This is a genomic window from Kitasatospora sp. LaBMicrA B282 (assembly GCF_050325825.1).
Taxonomy (GTDB): Bacteria; Actinomycetota; Actinomycetes; order Streptomycetales; family Streptomycetaceae; genus Kitasatospora.
On the sequence record NZ_JBNQTI010000138.1, the window covers coordinates 12064 to 25519 of the forward strand.

The 13456-nt window shown below is 72.8% G+C and carries 14 protein-coding genes and 1 pseudogene; 14 read left to right on the forward strand and 1 reads right to left on the reverse strand.

Annotated elements, in window-relative coordinates:
- Positions 1-62 precede the first annotated feature (62 nt).
- Positions 63-623 (forward strand): HIT family protein, encoded by a 561-nt coding sequence (locus tag ACQRUO_RS29400; protein WP_428319131.1) that lies wholly within the window; start codon positions 63-65, stop codon positions 621-623.
- A gap of 250 nt (positions 624-873) precedes the next feature.
- Here the strand turns inward: ACQRUO_RS29400 and ACQRUO_RS29405 are convergent, their stop codons facing one another.
- On the reverse strand, positions 874-2523 hold the full coding sequence (locus tag ACQRUO_RS29405; RefSeq protein WP_428319132.1) for a hypothetical protein: 1650 nt from the start codon (positions 2521-2523) through the stop codon (positions 874-876).
- Between the two features lie 163 nt (positions 2524-2686).
- On the opposite strand from ACQRUO_RS29405, the gene ACQRUO_RS29410 reads away from it, so the two are divergent.
- From ACQRUO_RS29410 to ACQRUO_RS29470, 13 genes and pseudogenes are all read left to right on the forward strand, one after another.
- Positions 2687-3103 carry a thiol-disulfide oxidoreductase DCC family protein gene (locus ACQRUO_RS29410; protein ID WP_428319133.1) on the forward strand — a complete coding sequence of 139 codons (417 nt, stop codon included), beginning with the start codon at positions 2687-2689 and terminating at the stop codon, positions 3101-3103.
- A 175-nt stretch (positions 3104-3278) separates the two neighbouring features.
- Entirely contained in the window at positions 3279-3941 is a 663-nt protein-coding gene (gene pgsA / locus ACQRUO_RS29415) for a phosphatidylinositol phosphate synthase (protein ID WP_428319145.1), read from the forward strand.
- A gap of 11 nt (positions 3942-3952) precedes the next feature.
- A complete protein-coding gene (locus tag ACQRUO_RS29420) occupies positions 3953-4951 on the forward strand; it encodes a phosphatidylinositol mannoside acyltransferase (protein WP_428319134.1) in 999 nt (332 codons plus the stop codon).
- Entirely contained in the window at positions 4948-6126 is a 1179-nt protein-coding gene (locus ACQRUO_RS29425) for a glycosyltransferase family 4 protein (protein WP_428319135.1), read from the forward strand. The genes ACQRUO_RS29420 and ACQRUO_RS29425 overlap by 4 nt, the downstream gene beginning before the upstream one ends.
- A 175-nt stretch (positions 6127-6301) precedes the next feature.
- Positions 6302-6847 (forward strand): hypothetical protein, encoded by a 546-nt coding sequence (locus ACQRUO_RS29430; RefSeq protein ID WP_428319136.1) that lies wholly within the window; start codon positions 6302-6304, stop codon positions 6845-6847.
- A 197-nt stretch (positions 6848-7044) separates the two neighbouring features.
- Positions 7045-7959, forward strand: a complete 915-nt coding sequence (gene pdxS, locus ACQRUO_RS29435) for a pyridoxal 5'-phosphate synthase lyase subunit PdxS (RefSeq protein WP_428319137.1) — start codon at positions 7045-7047, stop codon at positions 7957-7959.
- A 108-nt stretch (positions 7960-8067) separates the two neighbouring features.
- A complete protein-coding gene (gene pdxT, locus ACQRUO_RS29440; protein ID WP_428319138.1) occupies positions 8068-8697 on the forward strand; it encodes a pyridoxal 5'-phosphate synthase glutaminase subunit PdxT in 630 nt (209 codons plus the stop codon).
- A gap of 79 nt (positions 8698-8776) precedes the next feature.
- Complete coding sequence (locus tag ACQRUO_RS29445) at positions 8777-9541, forward strand: YebC/PmpR family DNA-binding transcriptional regulator (RefSeq protein ID WP_428319139.1); 765 nt, start codon at positions 8777-8779, stop codon at positions 9539-9541.
- Positions 9542-9712: 171 nt separating this feature from the next.
- The gene (gene ruvC / locus ACQRUO_RS29450; protein ID WP_428319140.1) at positions 9713-10306 is read left to right on the forward strand and encodes a crossover junction endodeoxyribonuclease RuvC; all 594 of its coding nucleotides are present in this window, start codon (positions 9713-9715) and stop codon (positions 10304-10306) included.
- Positions 10303-10914 (forward strand): Holliday junction branch migration protein RuvA, encoded by a 612-nt coding sequence (gene ruvA / locus ACQRUO_RS29455; RefSeq protein ID WP_428319141.1) that lies wholly within the window; start codon positions 10303-10305, stop codon positions 10912-10914. The genes ruvC and ruvA overlap by 4 nt, the downstream gene beginning before the upstream one ends.
- Positions 10915-10981: 67 nt before the next feature.
- The gene (gene ruvB, locus ACQRUO_RS29460) at positions 10982-12121 is read left to right on the forward strand and encodes a Holliday junction branch migration DNA helicase RuvB (protein ID WP_428319142.1); all 1140 of its coding nucleotides are present in this window, start codon (positions 10982-10984) and stop codon (positions 12119-12121) included.
- 159 nt (positions 12122-12280) lie between these two features.
- Entirely contained in the window at positions 12281-12682 is a 402-nt protein-coding gene (gene yajC / locus ACQRUO_RS29465) for a preprotein translocase subunit YajC (protein WP_428319143.1), read from the forward strand.
- 179 nt (positions 12683-12861) lie between these two features.
- Positions 12862-13456: pseudogene (locus ACQRUO_RS29470) on the forward strand (protein translocase subunit SecD); the annotation flags it as partial.

Here is a 13456-nt window from a genome sequence, read left to right on the forward strand (position 1 = left end):
CGGGGCGGACTCCTTTCCTGGGAGTCCGCCCCGCGCCGGTTTGCCGACCGGCCCGGCCGAATATGCTGATCAGCATGACGAGTGAGCCCGAACTGCAGCAGGGGGTCGGCGAGCCGGACGGCTTCCGGCGCCTGTGGACGCCCCATCGGATGGCCTATATCCAGGGGGAGAACAAGCCCACCGGCCCGGCCCCCGACGACGGGTGTCCGTTCTGCTCGATCCCGACGCTCAGCGACGAGGACGGGCTGATCATCACCCGTGGCACGCACGTCTTCGCGGTGCTCAACCTCTACCCCTACAACGGCGGCCACCTGATGGTGGTCCCGTACCGGCACGTGGCCGACTACACCGAGCTGACCGACGAGGAGACCGTCGAACTCGCGCTGCTCACCAAGCAGGCGATGACCGCGCTGCGCGCCGCCTCGGGGGCGCACGGGTTCAACATCGGGATGAACCAGGGCGGGGCGGCCGGCGCCGGGATCGCGGCGCACCTGCACCAGCACGTGGTGCCGCGCTGGGGCGGGGACACCAACTTCATGCCGGTGGTGGGCCACACCAAGGTGCTGCCGCAACTGCTGGCCGACACCCGCAAGATGCTCGCCGAGGCCTGGCCGCAGGCCTGAGCCGCGGAGCCGCGCGGCTCACAGCAAGGGGGCGGGGGAAAGAGGGGAGAAGGAGGGGGGGGGGGTTTGGACCCTCTCCCCCTCCCCCCTCCCCCCCCCCCCCCCCCCCCCCCCCCCCCCCCCCCCCCCCCCCCCCCCCCCCCCCCCCCCTCCCCCCCCCCACCCCCCCCCCCCCACCCCCCCCCCCCCCCCCCCCCCCCCCCCCCCCCCCCCCCCCCCCCCCCCCGCCCCTTCCTTCTCGGCCCACGCCTCAGCCGGCGTCGTAGGCGTCCGCCCGGAACGGGCGCACGCCCTGCAGCTCGGACTTGAGGATCAGCGTCCTGGTGGTGAACCGGTCGATGTTCACGTCGTGGTCGGCGAGGAACTCCAGGGTGGCCGTCTGCACCGCACTGACCACCGGCGAGGCGATCCGGATCGAGTCGTCGGCCATGAAGCGGCTGCCCCAGGGCGCGGTGGCCCAGGCGGTGCGCAGGCCGAACGGCTCCGGCAGCTTCATGGTGCCGCCGAGCCAGGCGAGCAGGCCGGGCGAGCGCCGGAAGGGGGCGCGCAGCGCCTGCCGGACCACCTCGTCGTTGTCGATCAGCGGCAACGTGATGGTCTGCTCCTCCCAGAACTTCCCGGTCTTCGGCTCGGTCTTCTCCTTGGGCTTGGGCTTGTCGTGGAAGACGCCGGGCACCGGGCCGAGGGTGTGGCCGTTGACCGAGACCCGCAGGGTGTTGCTCAGCACGGTCACGGTGACGAGCACGCTCACCACCAGCCGGCCCTTGTTGAGCACGAACTGGGTGCCCAGGTAGTGCCGCGGGCCGTCCAGGCCGAAGCCCTGGCGGTTGGCGATGCTGACCACGGCGTGGTCGCGCATCCGCGGGCCGTCCATGTCGGGTCCGCTGGGACGGCCGATCTCGTCGGCGGCGGCCCCGACCTCGCTGATCACCCACTGCTCGACCGAGGAGCCGGGCACCGCGCCGTTGCCGACGCCGCTGCGCCCGAGGGTGGCGTCCAGCCGGTCGGTGATCTTCTTCACCAGGTCCCAGGCGTGGAAGGAGCGGAACTCCTCGTGGCCCTCGGCGGGCTGCAGGTCCTCCACCATCTCCCAGGAGCCCCAGCGCTTGCCGAGGCCGAGTATGCCGTTGACCCCGGCGTAGTGCAGGACGTTGGTGTCCTGCTCCAGGGAGAGCTCGGTGAGCGAGGTCTTCAGCGCGGCGGCCCGCTTGTCCTGGTCGTGGCGGGGCACGGCCTGCGGGACCACGGCGACCGCGCCGCCGTCGATCACGTCGGTCCAGCGCTCGCGCATGTCCTTGACGAACCGGAGGCAGACCCGCTTGGCCAGGAACCAGCCGAGCACCGGCATCAGCAGGACCACCCGCAGGTAGATGCCGAGCACCCCGCCGACCCCCGGGCGCCAGGCCAGGAAGCCGGCCAGGGCCAGCACCAGGACGAGCAGCAGCGGGCCGTACATGCCCTCGCGGCGGGAGTCGGAGCCGGCCAGCCAGAGCCGCAGCCGGAAGACGCCGAGCCAGATCAGCGTGCCGGGCAGGAAGAGCACGCCGGTGAGCAGCGTGATCAGCATCAGGCGCCGGTCGCGTTCGTCGCGCAGGGCCTCGGCGGCCAGGCAGTGTTCGACCACCATCCGCGGTTCGGTGCCGAAGGAGGGCACGATCGGCTTGCGGCCCGCGCCCAGGGTGCGGGTGATCACGGCCTTGCTGTACGCCTCGCCGAGGTTGGGGCGCATCAGCTGGAAGCGGCCCTTCTTGCCCTCGACGCCCGGCTGCACGGCGTCCACGAAGGCCCTCAGCTCGCCGTCGCGGTAGGCGACGGACGCGAGTGCCTGGGTGACCGCGGTCTGCGGGCCGGCATCGGTGCGGGGTATCTGCGCCCCGGGGGTCATGTCGAGCTTCGCCATGGCTGCGGCCTCCCCTCCCTCCCTGTCAGCGGCAGGTTATCGTGCCGTTGACCGGTCCTGTTGCCGATCGCTGAAGAACCGTCACCGGTACGCAGCGGTGCGGTCTTCCCACGAATCTTCCCCCGATGCGGGCCGTTCGATCCGGATGGTGCAGGATCGGTTCATGGTGACTGAGGAAGCCCTGATCCGGGGTGCCGATCCGGTACTGGTCTACGACGCGGACTGCGCGTTCTGCTCCTCCTGCGTCCGGCTGGCCGAGCGCTACCTGCGGCAGACCCTGGCGTCCGGCGGCTGGAGCGCGGTGCCGCTGCAGTCGGCCGACCTCGCGGCGCTGGGGGTGACCGAGGAGCGCGCGTTGCGCGAGGTGCTCTGGGTCACGCCGCCGGGGGAGGTGTTCGGCGGTGCCGAGGCGGTGGCGAAGCTGCTGCTGCGCTCGGGGAACGCTTGGGCCTATCTCGGGGCGGTGCTCCGGCTGCCGGTGGTGTTGCCGGTGGCCGCGGTGGCCTACCGGTGGGTGGCCCGCAACCGGCACCGGCTGCCCGGCGGCACCGCGGCCTGCGCGCTGCCGGGCCGGGGCTGACCGGGGTCGCCCGCCGATCGGGTGCCGGGTGGCGGGCGCGGCTGAAGGCAGGCCGGCGTGCGTGGATACCATGGGTCACGCCGGGTGGGCTGATCCACTCGGCCGCCCGGCGCTGCCGCCGCTGCTGGCCGCCGGTGACTTCCCCGGAGACGAGATCGGAGCGGTCCAGAAGGCCATGCTCAACAAATACGCGCGTGCCTTCTTCACACGTGTCCTGACCCCGTTCGCCGCCCTGCTGTTGCGCTGGGGGGTGAGCCCGGACGCGGTGACGCTGGTCGGGACGGCCGGCTCGGTGGCCGGTGCCCTGGTCTTCTTCCCGCGCGGTGAGTTCTTCTGGGGAACGATCACCATCACCCTGTTCATCTTCTCGGACCTGGTGGACGGGAACATGGCCCGGCAGGCGGGCAGCTCCAGCAAGTGGGGTGCGTTCCTGGACTCCACCCTGGACCGGGTGGCCGATGCGGCGATCTTCGGCGGTCTGGCGCTCTGGTACGCGGGGCGCGGCGACAACGACCTGCTCTGCGCGGTGTCGATGTTCTGCCTGGCCAGCGGCCAGGTGGTGTCGTACACCAAGGCGCGGGCGGAGAGCCTGGGGCTGCCCTGCGACGTGTCCGGCCTGGTCGAGCGGGCCGAGCGGCTGGTGATCAGCCTGGTCGCGGCCGGGGTGGCGGGCCTGCACACCTTCGGGGTGCCGTACGTGGAGTGGCTGCTGCCGGTGGCGCTGTGGGCGGTCGCGGCCGGCAGCCTGGTCACCGTGCTGCAGCGGATGCTGACCGTGCGCCGGGAGGCCTTCGAGGCGGCTGCGGCGGCCTCGGCGGCCGCCGGCCGGGAGAACTGAGGGGCGGCGTGATGCGCGACAGGCTGGTCGATTCCGGGTACGCCGCCGGCTGGGCGGTGCTGAAGCTGCTGCCGGAGCCGGTGGTGCGGCGGCTGGGCGACCAAGTGGCCGACAGCACCTGGCGGCGGCAGGGGCGCGGGGTGCGCCAGCTGGAGAAGAACCTGGCCCGGGTGCGGCCGCAGGCCTCGCCGGCCGAGCTGCGCGAGCTCTCCCGCGCCGGGATGCGCTCCTACCTGCGGTACTGGATGGAGTCCTTCCGGCTGCCGGTCTGGAACGACCGCATGATCGCCGACCGGATCCGGGTCGAGGGCATCGAGCACCTGGTGGCCGCAATGGACGCCGGGAAGGGCGCGGTCATCGCGCTGCCGCACATGGGCAACTGGGACCTGGCCGGGGCCTGGGTGGTGCGCCACCTGGGGTTCACCTTCACCACCGTCGCCGAGCGGCTGAAGCCGGAGTCGCTCTTCGACCGCTTCGTGGCCTACCGCGAGGGCCTGGGGATGGAGGTGCTGGCGCTGACCGGCAGCGACGTCTCGGTCTTCGGCACGCTGGCCCGGCGGCTGCGCGCGGGCAAGCTGATCTGCCTGGTGGGGGACCGGGACCTGTCGGCGGCCGGGCTGCCGGTGCAGTTCTTCGGCGAGACCACCCGGATGCCGGCCGGTCCGGCGGCGCTGGCCCAGCAGACCGGGGCGGCGCTGCTGCCGGTCTCGCTCTGGTACGACGGGCCGGTGATGGGCGCGCGGATCCACCCGCCGGTCGCGGTGCCGCAGGGGCTGGGCCGGCAGGAGGCCAAGGCGGCGATGACCCAGTCGATGGCGGACATCTGGGCGGCGGACATCGCGGAGCACCCGCAGGACTGGCACATGCTGCAGCGCTTCTGGCTGGCGGACCTGCCGGCGGCGGCCCCGGGCGGGCCGACCGAAGCCGCGGGGTCGTCCGCGCCCGTGGCGCCCGCGGACCCGGCTGAGCCGACTGCTCCGGCCGCCGGCGCCGGCGGGGGTGCGGCATGAAGATCGGCATCGTCTGCCCCTACGACTGGGACGTCCCCGGTGGTGTGCAGTTCCACATCCGGGACCTGGCCGAGCACCTGATCGGCCTCGGTCACAAGGTCTCGGTGCTGGCGCCCGCCGACGACGAGTCCGCGCTGCCCCCCTACGTGGTCTCGGCCGGCCGGGCGGTGGCCGTCCCCTACAACGGGTCGGTGGCCCGGCTGAGCTTCGGGATCATCTCCGCCACCCGGGTCCGGCGCTGGCTGCGGGACGGCGAGTTCGACATCCTGCACGTGCACGAGCCGGCCTCGCCGAGCCTGTCGATGCTCGCCGCCTGGGCGGCCACCGGCCCGATGGTGGCCACCTTCCACACCTCCAACCCGCGCTCGCGGGCGATGATCGCCGCCTCGCCGATCCTGCAGCCGGCGCTGGAGAAGATCAACGCCCGGATCGCGGTCAGCGAGTACGCTCGGCGCACCCTGGTCGAGCACCTGGGCGGGGACGCGGTGGTGATCCCCAACGGGGTCGACGTGAAGTTCTTCGCCGAGGCCGAGGCGGACCCGCGCTGGACCGGCGGCACCATCGGCTTCATCGGGCGGATCAACGAGCCGCGCAAGGGCCTGCCCACCCTGCTGGCCGCGCTGCCGGCGATCCTGGCGGCCCGCCCGGGGGTGCGGCTGCTGGTCGCGGGAAAGGGTGACCAGGAGGAGGCGGTGGCCCAGCTGGCGCCCGAGGTGCGCGAGCGGATCGAGTTCCTGGGCATGGTCAGCGACGAGGACAAGGCGCGGCTGCTGCGCAGCGTCGACCTCTACGTGGCGCCCAACACCGGCGGCGAGAGCTTCGGGATCATCCTGGTGGAGGCGATGTCGGCGTCCGCGCCGGTGCTGGCCAGCGATCTGGACGCGTTCGCCCAGGTGCTGGACGAGGGGCGGGCCGGCGAGCTGTTCGCGGTCGAGGACCCGGCGGCGCTGGCCGAGGCCGCGGTGCGGCTGCTGAGCGACCCGGTGCGGCTGGCCGAGCTGCGCACCGCGGCGGCCGAGCACGTGCGGCGGTTCGACTGGGAGACGGTGGGCGCGGACATCCTGGCGGTCTACGAGACGGTCACCGACGGGACGGGCGGCACCGTCGGCGGGCCCAAGGTGCGCGAGGACGGGCGCAGCGGTTGGCGGGAGAAGCTCGGGCTGGCCCGGGACTGAGCGGTCGGGCCCGGGACCGAGCGGTTGGGCCCGGGCCGAGCGGTTCGGCTCGGGGTCCGGACCGCGGGGCGGGTGCGTGAGTCCGCTCACGTCCGGGTCGGCCGCCGCCCTGCCCGGCGGCGCGTCGTACCGCATGGCCTAAACCACCCGCCACCGGCCGGTACCGTTGCGCCTCGTGACTACCTGGATCTGGGCCGCGGTGGCGGTGGTGCTCTTCGCGGTCTACCTGAGCTGGACGGCGGGCCGGCTGGACCGGCTGCACGCGCGGCTCGACACCGCCCGGGCCGCCCTGGACGCGCAGTTGCTGCGCCGCGCCTCGGTGGCGCAGGAGCTGGCCACCTCCACGCTGCTCGACCCGGCCACCTCGATCGTGCTGTACGAGGCCTCGCACGCGGCCCGGCAGGCGGACGAGGAGCACCGCGAGGTGGCGGAGAGCGAGCTCAGCCAGGCGCTGCGGGCGGTCTTCGCCGAGTCGGAGCAGGTCGCGGAGCTGCGGGCGGCGCCCGGTGGCGAGGAGGCGTTGCGCGATCTGACCTCGGCGGTGCGCCGGGTGCCGATGGCCCGGCGGTTCCACAACGACGCGGTGCGTTCGGTGCGCGCGGTGCGCACGCACCGGCTCGTGCGCTACTTCCGGTTGGCCGGGCGGGCGCCGTTCCCGATGGCCTTCGAGATGGACGACGAGCCGCCGGCGGCGCTGGTCCCGCAGGGCGCGCCGGCGTAGCGGAGCGCCGGCGGACCGCGGCCGGGTTCCCGGTGGCGGGGGCCGGCCGGGTACGGTACCGGAGTCCGTGCCTGCTGGTTACGGCCTGTTTGGCGGAGAGATTTCCCGCGGCTGGACTTGGTGGCGAATCGATCCGGTACCCGAACGGCCTACCATAGGGCGATAGCACACCGGTTCGTCTTCGAGTGAGGTCTCACGTGTCCACCAGCACTCCCGCTTCCGCCGACCAGCCGCAGATCGGTACCGCCCGGGTCAAGCGCGGCATGGCCGAGCAGCTCAAGGGCGGTGTGATCATGGACGTGGTCAACGCCGAGCAGGCCAAGATCGCCGAGGATGCGGGTGCGGTCGCCGTCATGGCGCTCGAGCGCGTCCCCGCCGACATCCGCAAGGACGGCGGGGTGGCCCGGATGTCCGACCCGGACATGATCGAGGGCATCATCAACGCGGTCTCGATCCCGGTCATGGCGAAGTCCCGGATCGGTCACTTCGTCGAGGCCCAGGTGCTCCAGGCGCTCGGTGTCGACTACATCGACGAGTCCGAGGTGCTCACCCCGGCCGACGAGGTCAACCACTCGGACAAGTGGGCGTTCACCACCCCCTTCGTCTGCGGTGCCACCAACCTCGGTGAGGCGCTGCGCCGGATCGCCGAGGGTGCGGCCATGATCCGCTCCAAGGGCGAGGCCGGCACCGGCAACGTGGTCGAGGCGGTGCGCCACATGCGCCAGATCAACGCCGACATCCGCCGCCTGACCACCCTGGACGAGAACGAGCTCTACGTCGCGGCCAAGAACCTGCAGGCCCCCTACGAGCTGGTCAAGGAGGTCGCGCAGCTGGGCAAGCTCCCGGTCGTGCTGTTCTCCGCCGGTGGCGTGGCCACCCCGGCCGACGCCGCGCTGATGATGCAGCTGGGCGCCGAGGGCGTGTTCGTCGGCTCCGGCATCTTCAAGTCGGGCGACCCGGCCAAGCGTGCCGCCGCCGTGGTGAAGGCCACCACCTTCTTCGACGACCCGAAGGTGATCGCGGACGTCTCCCGCGGCCTCGGCGAGGCCATGGTCGGCATCAACTGCGACACCCTGCCCGAGACCGAGCGCTACGCCAACCGCGGCTGGTAGTCCCGGTCCTCCGCGCTCCGTCGGCCCGCCGCGCGCAGTCCAGGCGCGGCGGGCCGCCCTGCTTCCGCCCCCCGGCGGCCAGCTTCTTCTAGGTAAAGGTAGAAATCAGTGCCCACCAGCGCCCCCGTGATCGGCGTCCTCGCCCTGCAGGGTGACGTCCGCGAGCACCAGATCGCCCTCGCCGAGGCCGACGCCCTGGCCCGCCCGGTGCGCCGGGCCGAGGAACTGGCCGAGGTGGACGCCCTGGTGATCCCCGGCGGCGAGTCCACCACCATGTCCAACCTGGCGCTGGCCTTCGGGCTGATGGCGCCGCTGCGCGAGCGGGTGGCCGCCGGGATGCCGGTCTACGGCTCCTGCGCCGGCATGATCATGCTCGCCGACAAGATCCTGGACGGTCGGGACGACCAGCAGACCATCGGCGGCATAGACATGACGGTCCGCCGCAACGCCTTCGGTCGGCAGAACGAGTCCTTCGAGTCGGCCGTCGCGTTCAAGGGCTTCGAGGGCTCGCCGGTGCACGGCGTCTTCATCCGGGCCCCGTGGGTCGAGTCGGTGGGCGCCGGCGTCGAGGTGCTGGCCGAGCTGCCGGCCGCCGACGGGGCGGAGAGCCGGATCGTGGCGGTGCGACAGGGGAACCTGCTGGCCACCTCCTTCCACCCGGAGCTCACCGGTGACCACCGGGTGCACGAGCTGTTCGTGCGGATGGTCGAGCAGGCGCGCGAAGTTTCCGGCGCCTGACCGGTGCCAGGTGTCCCAGCCGGACACCGGTAAGATCTCCGTTGTTTCAATTCCCTTTGGCGACGTAAAGGAGCTGGTGATGTCCGGCCACTCTAAGTGGGCTACCACCAAGCACAAGAAGGCCGTGATCGACGCCAAGCGCGGCAAGCTCTTCGCCAAGATGATCAAGAACATCGAGGTGGCGGCGAAGACCGGCGGTCCCGACCCGGCCGGCAACCCGACGCTCTACGACGCCATCCAGAAGGCCAAGAAGAGCTCGGTCCCGATCGACAACATCAACCGCGCCGTCAAGCGCGGTGGCGGTCTGGAGGCCGGCGGCGCCGACTACCAGACCATCATGTACGAGGGCTACGGCCCGAACGGCGTCGCCGTGCTGATCGAGTGCCTCACCGACAACCGCAACCGCGCCGCCTCCGACGTGCGCGTGGCGATGACCCGCAACGGCGGCTCGATGGCCGACCCGGGTTCGGTCTCCTACCTCTTCAACCGCAAGGGCGTGGTGATCGTCCCGAAGAGCGACGGGGTCGACGAGGACAAGGTCCTGGAGGTCGTGCTGGAGGCCGGGCTGGACGTCGAGGAGGTCAACGACCTCGGCGACTCGCTGGAGGTGCTCTCCGAGGCCACCGACATGGTCGCGGTCCGCACCGCGCTGGTGGAGGCCGGGCTCGACTACGACTCGGCCGAGGCCAACTTCGTGCCCAGCATGCAGGTCGAGCTGGACGTGGACGGCGCCCGCAAGATCCTCAAGCTGGTCGACGCCCTGGAGGACAGCGACGACGTGCAGAACGTCTTCGCCAACTTCGACATCTCCGACGAGGTGGGTGCGCAGCTCGACGCCGAGTGAGCGTGAGCGCGCCGCAGGCGTGACAGCACTGCCGGCCCGGTGGTCCCCGCGGACCGCCGGGCCGGTGTCGTTGCCGGACCGCTGTCGGGGGTGGGCCGGTGTCGGCGGGGCTGCTGTCGGGGGTGGGTACTAGGGTCTGTCTGAGCCGGCAGTGGGACGAAGGGTGGGAGCGTGCGGGTACTGGGCGTGGACCCGGGGCTGACCAGGTGCGGCGTCGGCGTGGTCGACGGTGCGCCGGGCCGGCCGCTGCGCATGCTCGGGGTCGGGGTGGTGCGCACCCCGGCGGAGGAGGAGGTCCCGCGCCGGCTGCTGGCGATCGAGGACGGCCTGGAGCGCTGGCTGGACGAGCACCGTCCGGACATCGTGGCGATCGAGCGGGTCTTCGCGCAGCACAACGTCAGCACCGTGATGGGCACCGCCCAGGCCAGTGCGGTGGCCATGCTCTGCGCCACCCGGCGCGGCCTGCCGGTGGTGCTGCACACTCCGAGCGAGGTCAAGGCGGCCGTCACCGGCTCCGGTCGGGCCGACAAGGCGCAGGTCACCGCGATGGTGACCAGGCTGCTGCGGCTGGCCGAGCCGCCCAAGCCGGCCGATGCCGCCGACGCGCTGGCGCTGGCGATCTGTCACATCTGGCGTGGCAGCGCCGGTGACAAGCTGGCCGCGGCGCTGGCCCGCAGCACCCCGTCCGCCACCCGTACCGCCCCGGCCGCCCGCACCGCGCCGCCCGGCACCGCCCGTCCGTCCCGCAAGGAGTACCGCCCGTGATCGCCTTCGTCCAGGGCCCGGTGGCCGCGCTCGGTCCGACCACCGCCGTCGTCGAGGTCGGCGGCGTCGGCATGGCCGTGCAGTGCACGCCCGGCACGCTGGCCGCGCTGCGGCTGGGGGAGCCGGCCCGGCTGGCGACCTCGCTGGTGGTGCGGGAGGACTCGCTCACCCTCTACGGCTTCGCGGACGAGGACGAGCGGGCCACCTTCGAGGTGCTGCAGGCCGCGCCCGGCGTCGGGCCGCGGGTGGCGCAGGCGATGCTCGCGGTGCACAGCCCGGAGGCGCTGCGCCAGGCGGTGGCCACCGGGGACGAGAAGGCGCTGGTCAAGGTGCCCGGGATCGGCAAGGCCAAGGCGGCCAAGTTGCTGCTGGAGTACAAGAACAAGCTCGGCGCGCCGACCGGCATCGTGCCGGCGCAGCTGCCGGTCGCCGCCCGACCCGCGCCGTGGAGCGAGCAGTTGCACGCCGCGCTGGTCGGTCTCGGCTACGCGCCGCGCGAGGCCGAGGAGGCGGTGGTCGCGGTCACCCCGGAGGCCGAGGCGCAGTCGGTCACCGATGTCGGCGCGCTGCTCAAGGCGGCGCTGCGCTCGCTGAACCGCACCCGCTAGCCGTCCGCGCCGCCGACCACCCGTCAACCTGACCATTCGTCAACTTGTCGACTTGGAGCCAGTCCAGATGAGCCCGTACGACTCCGACCCCGCTGACCGGCTGGTCGCGGCCGCCGCCGACGAGGCGGACCAGGCGGTGGAGGCGGCGCTGCGCCCGAAGCAGCTGGACGAGTTCATCGGCCAGGAGCGGGTGCGCGAGCAGCTGTCGCTGGTGCTGCGGGCCGCCCGCAAGCGCGGCACCGCCCCCGACCACGTGCTGCTCAGCGGTCCGCCCGGGCTGGGCAAGACCACCCTGTCGATGATCATCGCGGCCGAGCTGAACGCGCCCATCCGGATCACCTCCGGCCCGGCGATCCAGCACGCCGGCGACCTGGCCGCGATCCTCTCCTCGCTGACCGAGGGCGAGGTGCTCTTCCTCGACGAGATCCACCGGATGTCGCGGCCCGCCGAGGAGATGCTCTACATGGCGATGGAGGACTTCCGGGTCGACGTGATCGTCGGCAAGGGGCCCGGCGCCACCGCGATCCCGCTGGAGCTGCCGCCCTTCACCCTGGTCGGCGCCACCACCCGGGCCGGTCTGCTGCCGCCGCCGCTGCGCGACCGCTTCGGCTTCACCGGGCACATGGAGTTCTACGCGCCCGCCGAACTCGAACGGGTGGTCCGCCGGTCGGCCGCGCTGCTGGACGTGGAGATCGACCCGGCCGGCGCAGCCGAGATCGCCGGGCGCTCGCGCGGCACCCCGCGCATCGCCAACCGGCTGCTGCGCCGGGTGCGCGACTACGCCCAGGTGGAGCACGACGGCCGGATCACCCAGGCGATCGCCGCCACCGCGCTGCAGGTCTACGAGGTGGACGCGCGTGGTCTGGACCGGTTGGACCGGGCGGTGCTGGACGCGCTGCTGCGGCTGTTCGGCGGCGGCCCGGTGGGCCTGTCCACGCTGGCGGTCGCGGTGGGGGAGGAGTCCGAGACGGTCGAGGAGGTGGCCGAGCCGTTCCTGGTCCGGGAGGGCCTGCTGGCCCGCACCCCGCGCGGCCGGATCGCCACCGCGGCGGCCTGGCAGCACCTCGGGCTGACCCCGCCGGTGCCGGCGGGCGGCGGGCGCGGCGTGCTCCCCGGGCAGCAGCACTTCTTCGCCGCCGGATCCGCGGGGGAACCCGGGGCCGGACCGGGAGCGGAGCCGGGGCGGGAACAACCCGCCGAGGACTGACCGTGTCGGGGACTCGCCACCTTTGGCGCAGGGATGCGATGCTTGGCGTTGTCCGATCAGAGCGGGTCTCCTAGACTTCGCCGGACCGCCCCGTCTTCCCTGGCGGGCCGACCATCGCCACTGGCCATCCGATCGGGTGGCCCGTAAGGACTTTCCGCTGTGCTGAATCTCATCATTCTCCTCCTCCCGATCGCCGCGATCTTCCTGATGTTCCGGTCGCAGAAGAAGCGACAGGCTCAGGCTCAGGAGATGCAGTCGGCCATGGCCCCCGGTTCGCCGGTGCGCACCATCGGCGGCCTCTACGGCCAGGTGAAGGCGGTCAACGACAGCTCCGTGGAGCTGGAGATCGCGCCCGGCGTGGTCACCCACTTCGCGAAGAGCGCGATCGCCGCGGTGATCGACCCGCAGGAGTACGACGAGATCATCAACGGCCGGCCGGCCGAGGACGAGGCGAGCGAGCTGGACGCCGAGGACCTCGACCTGGAGGCGGCCGAGGAGGAGCTCGTCGAGGACGAGAGCGTCAGCCTCGACAAGGCGGACGGCAAGCCCGCAGCCAAGTAGGACCCGCAGAGCCAGTCAGCACGACGACGGTCTGCACCACTTCACGGTTGTCCGCAGCTCGCGTTGCCGCCTGCCCTCGTGCGGGCCGGCAACGCTGAGCCGGCGGCATGGGACAGGGAGAAACGAGCAAGGTGGCAACACCCAAGTCGCGGCCTCGCGACGGTTATCCGGGACGGGCGTTGGCCCTGATCCTGGCGGTGACCGTCGGCCTGGTCGGCCTCATGTTCGGGACGGGCCACAGGACGCCTCGCCTCGGGATCGATCTCGCGGGTGGGACTGAGATCACGCTGACGGCCACCTCGAAGGACAAGGCCGCGGTCAACCAGGCCAACATGAACATCGCGGTCGGGATCATCCAGAAGCGCGTCAACGCGTTCGGTGTCTCCGAGGCCGAGGTGCAGACCCAGGGCAACGACAACATCATCGTCGACATCCCCAAGGGCACCAACAGCCAGCAGGCGGCGCAGCAGGTCGGTACCACCGCCCAGCTGTACTTCCGCCCGGTGCTCGCGGTGGCGCCCAGCGGTGCGGTGACGCCGACCCCGTCGAGCAGCCCGTCCGCCGCCGCCTCCGGTAGCAGCAGCCCGAGCGCCCCCGCCTCCGGCTCGCCCTCCGCCGCCAGTGGCTCCCCGTCCGCCGCCGCGAGCGGCAGCACCGCCCCGAGCGCGAGCGCCAGTGCCAGCAAGGCCGGCCGCGCGCTCTCCGAGGGCCTGCTGGCCGACGCCAGCGGCACCCCGAGCGCCGCCGCCGCCGGCAGCGCCGCCGCGCCGAGCG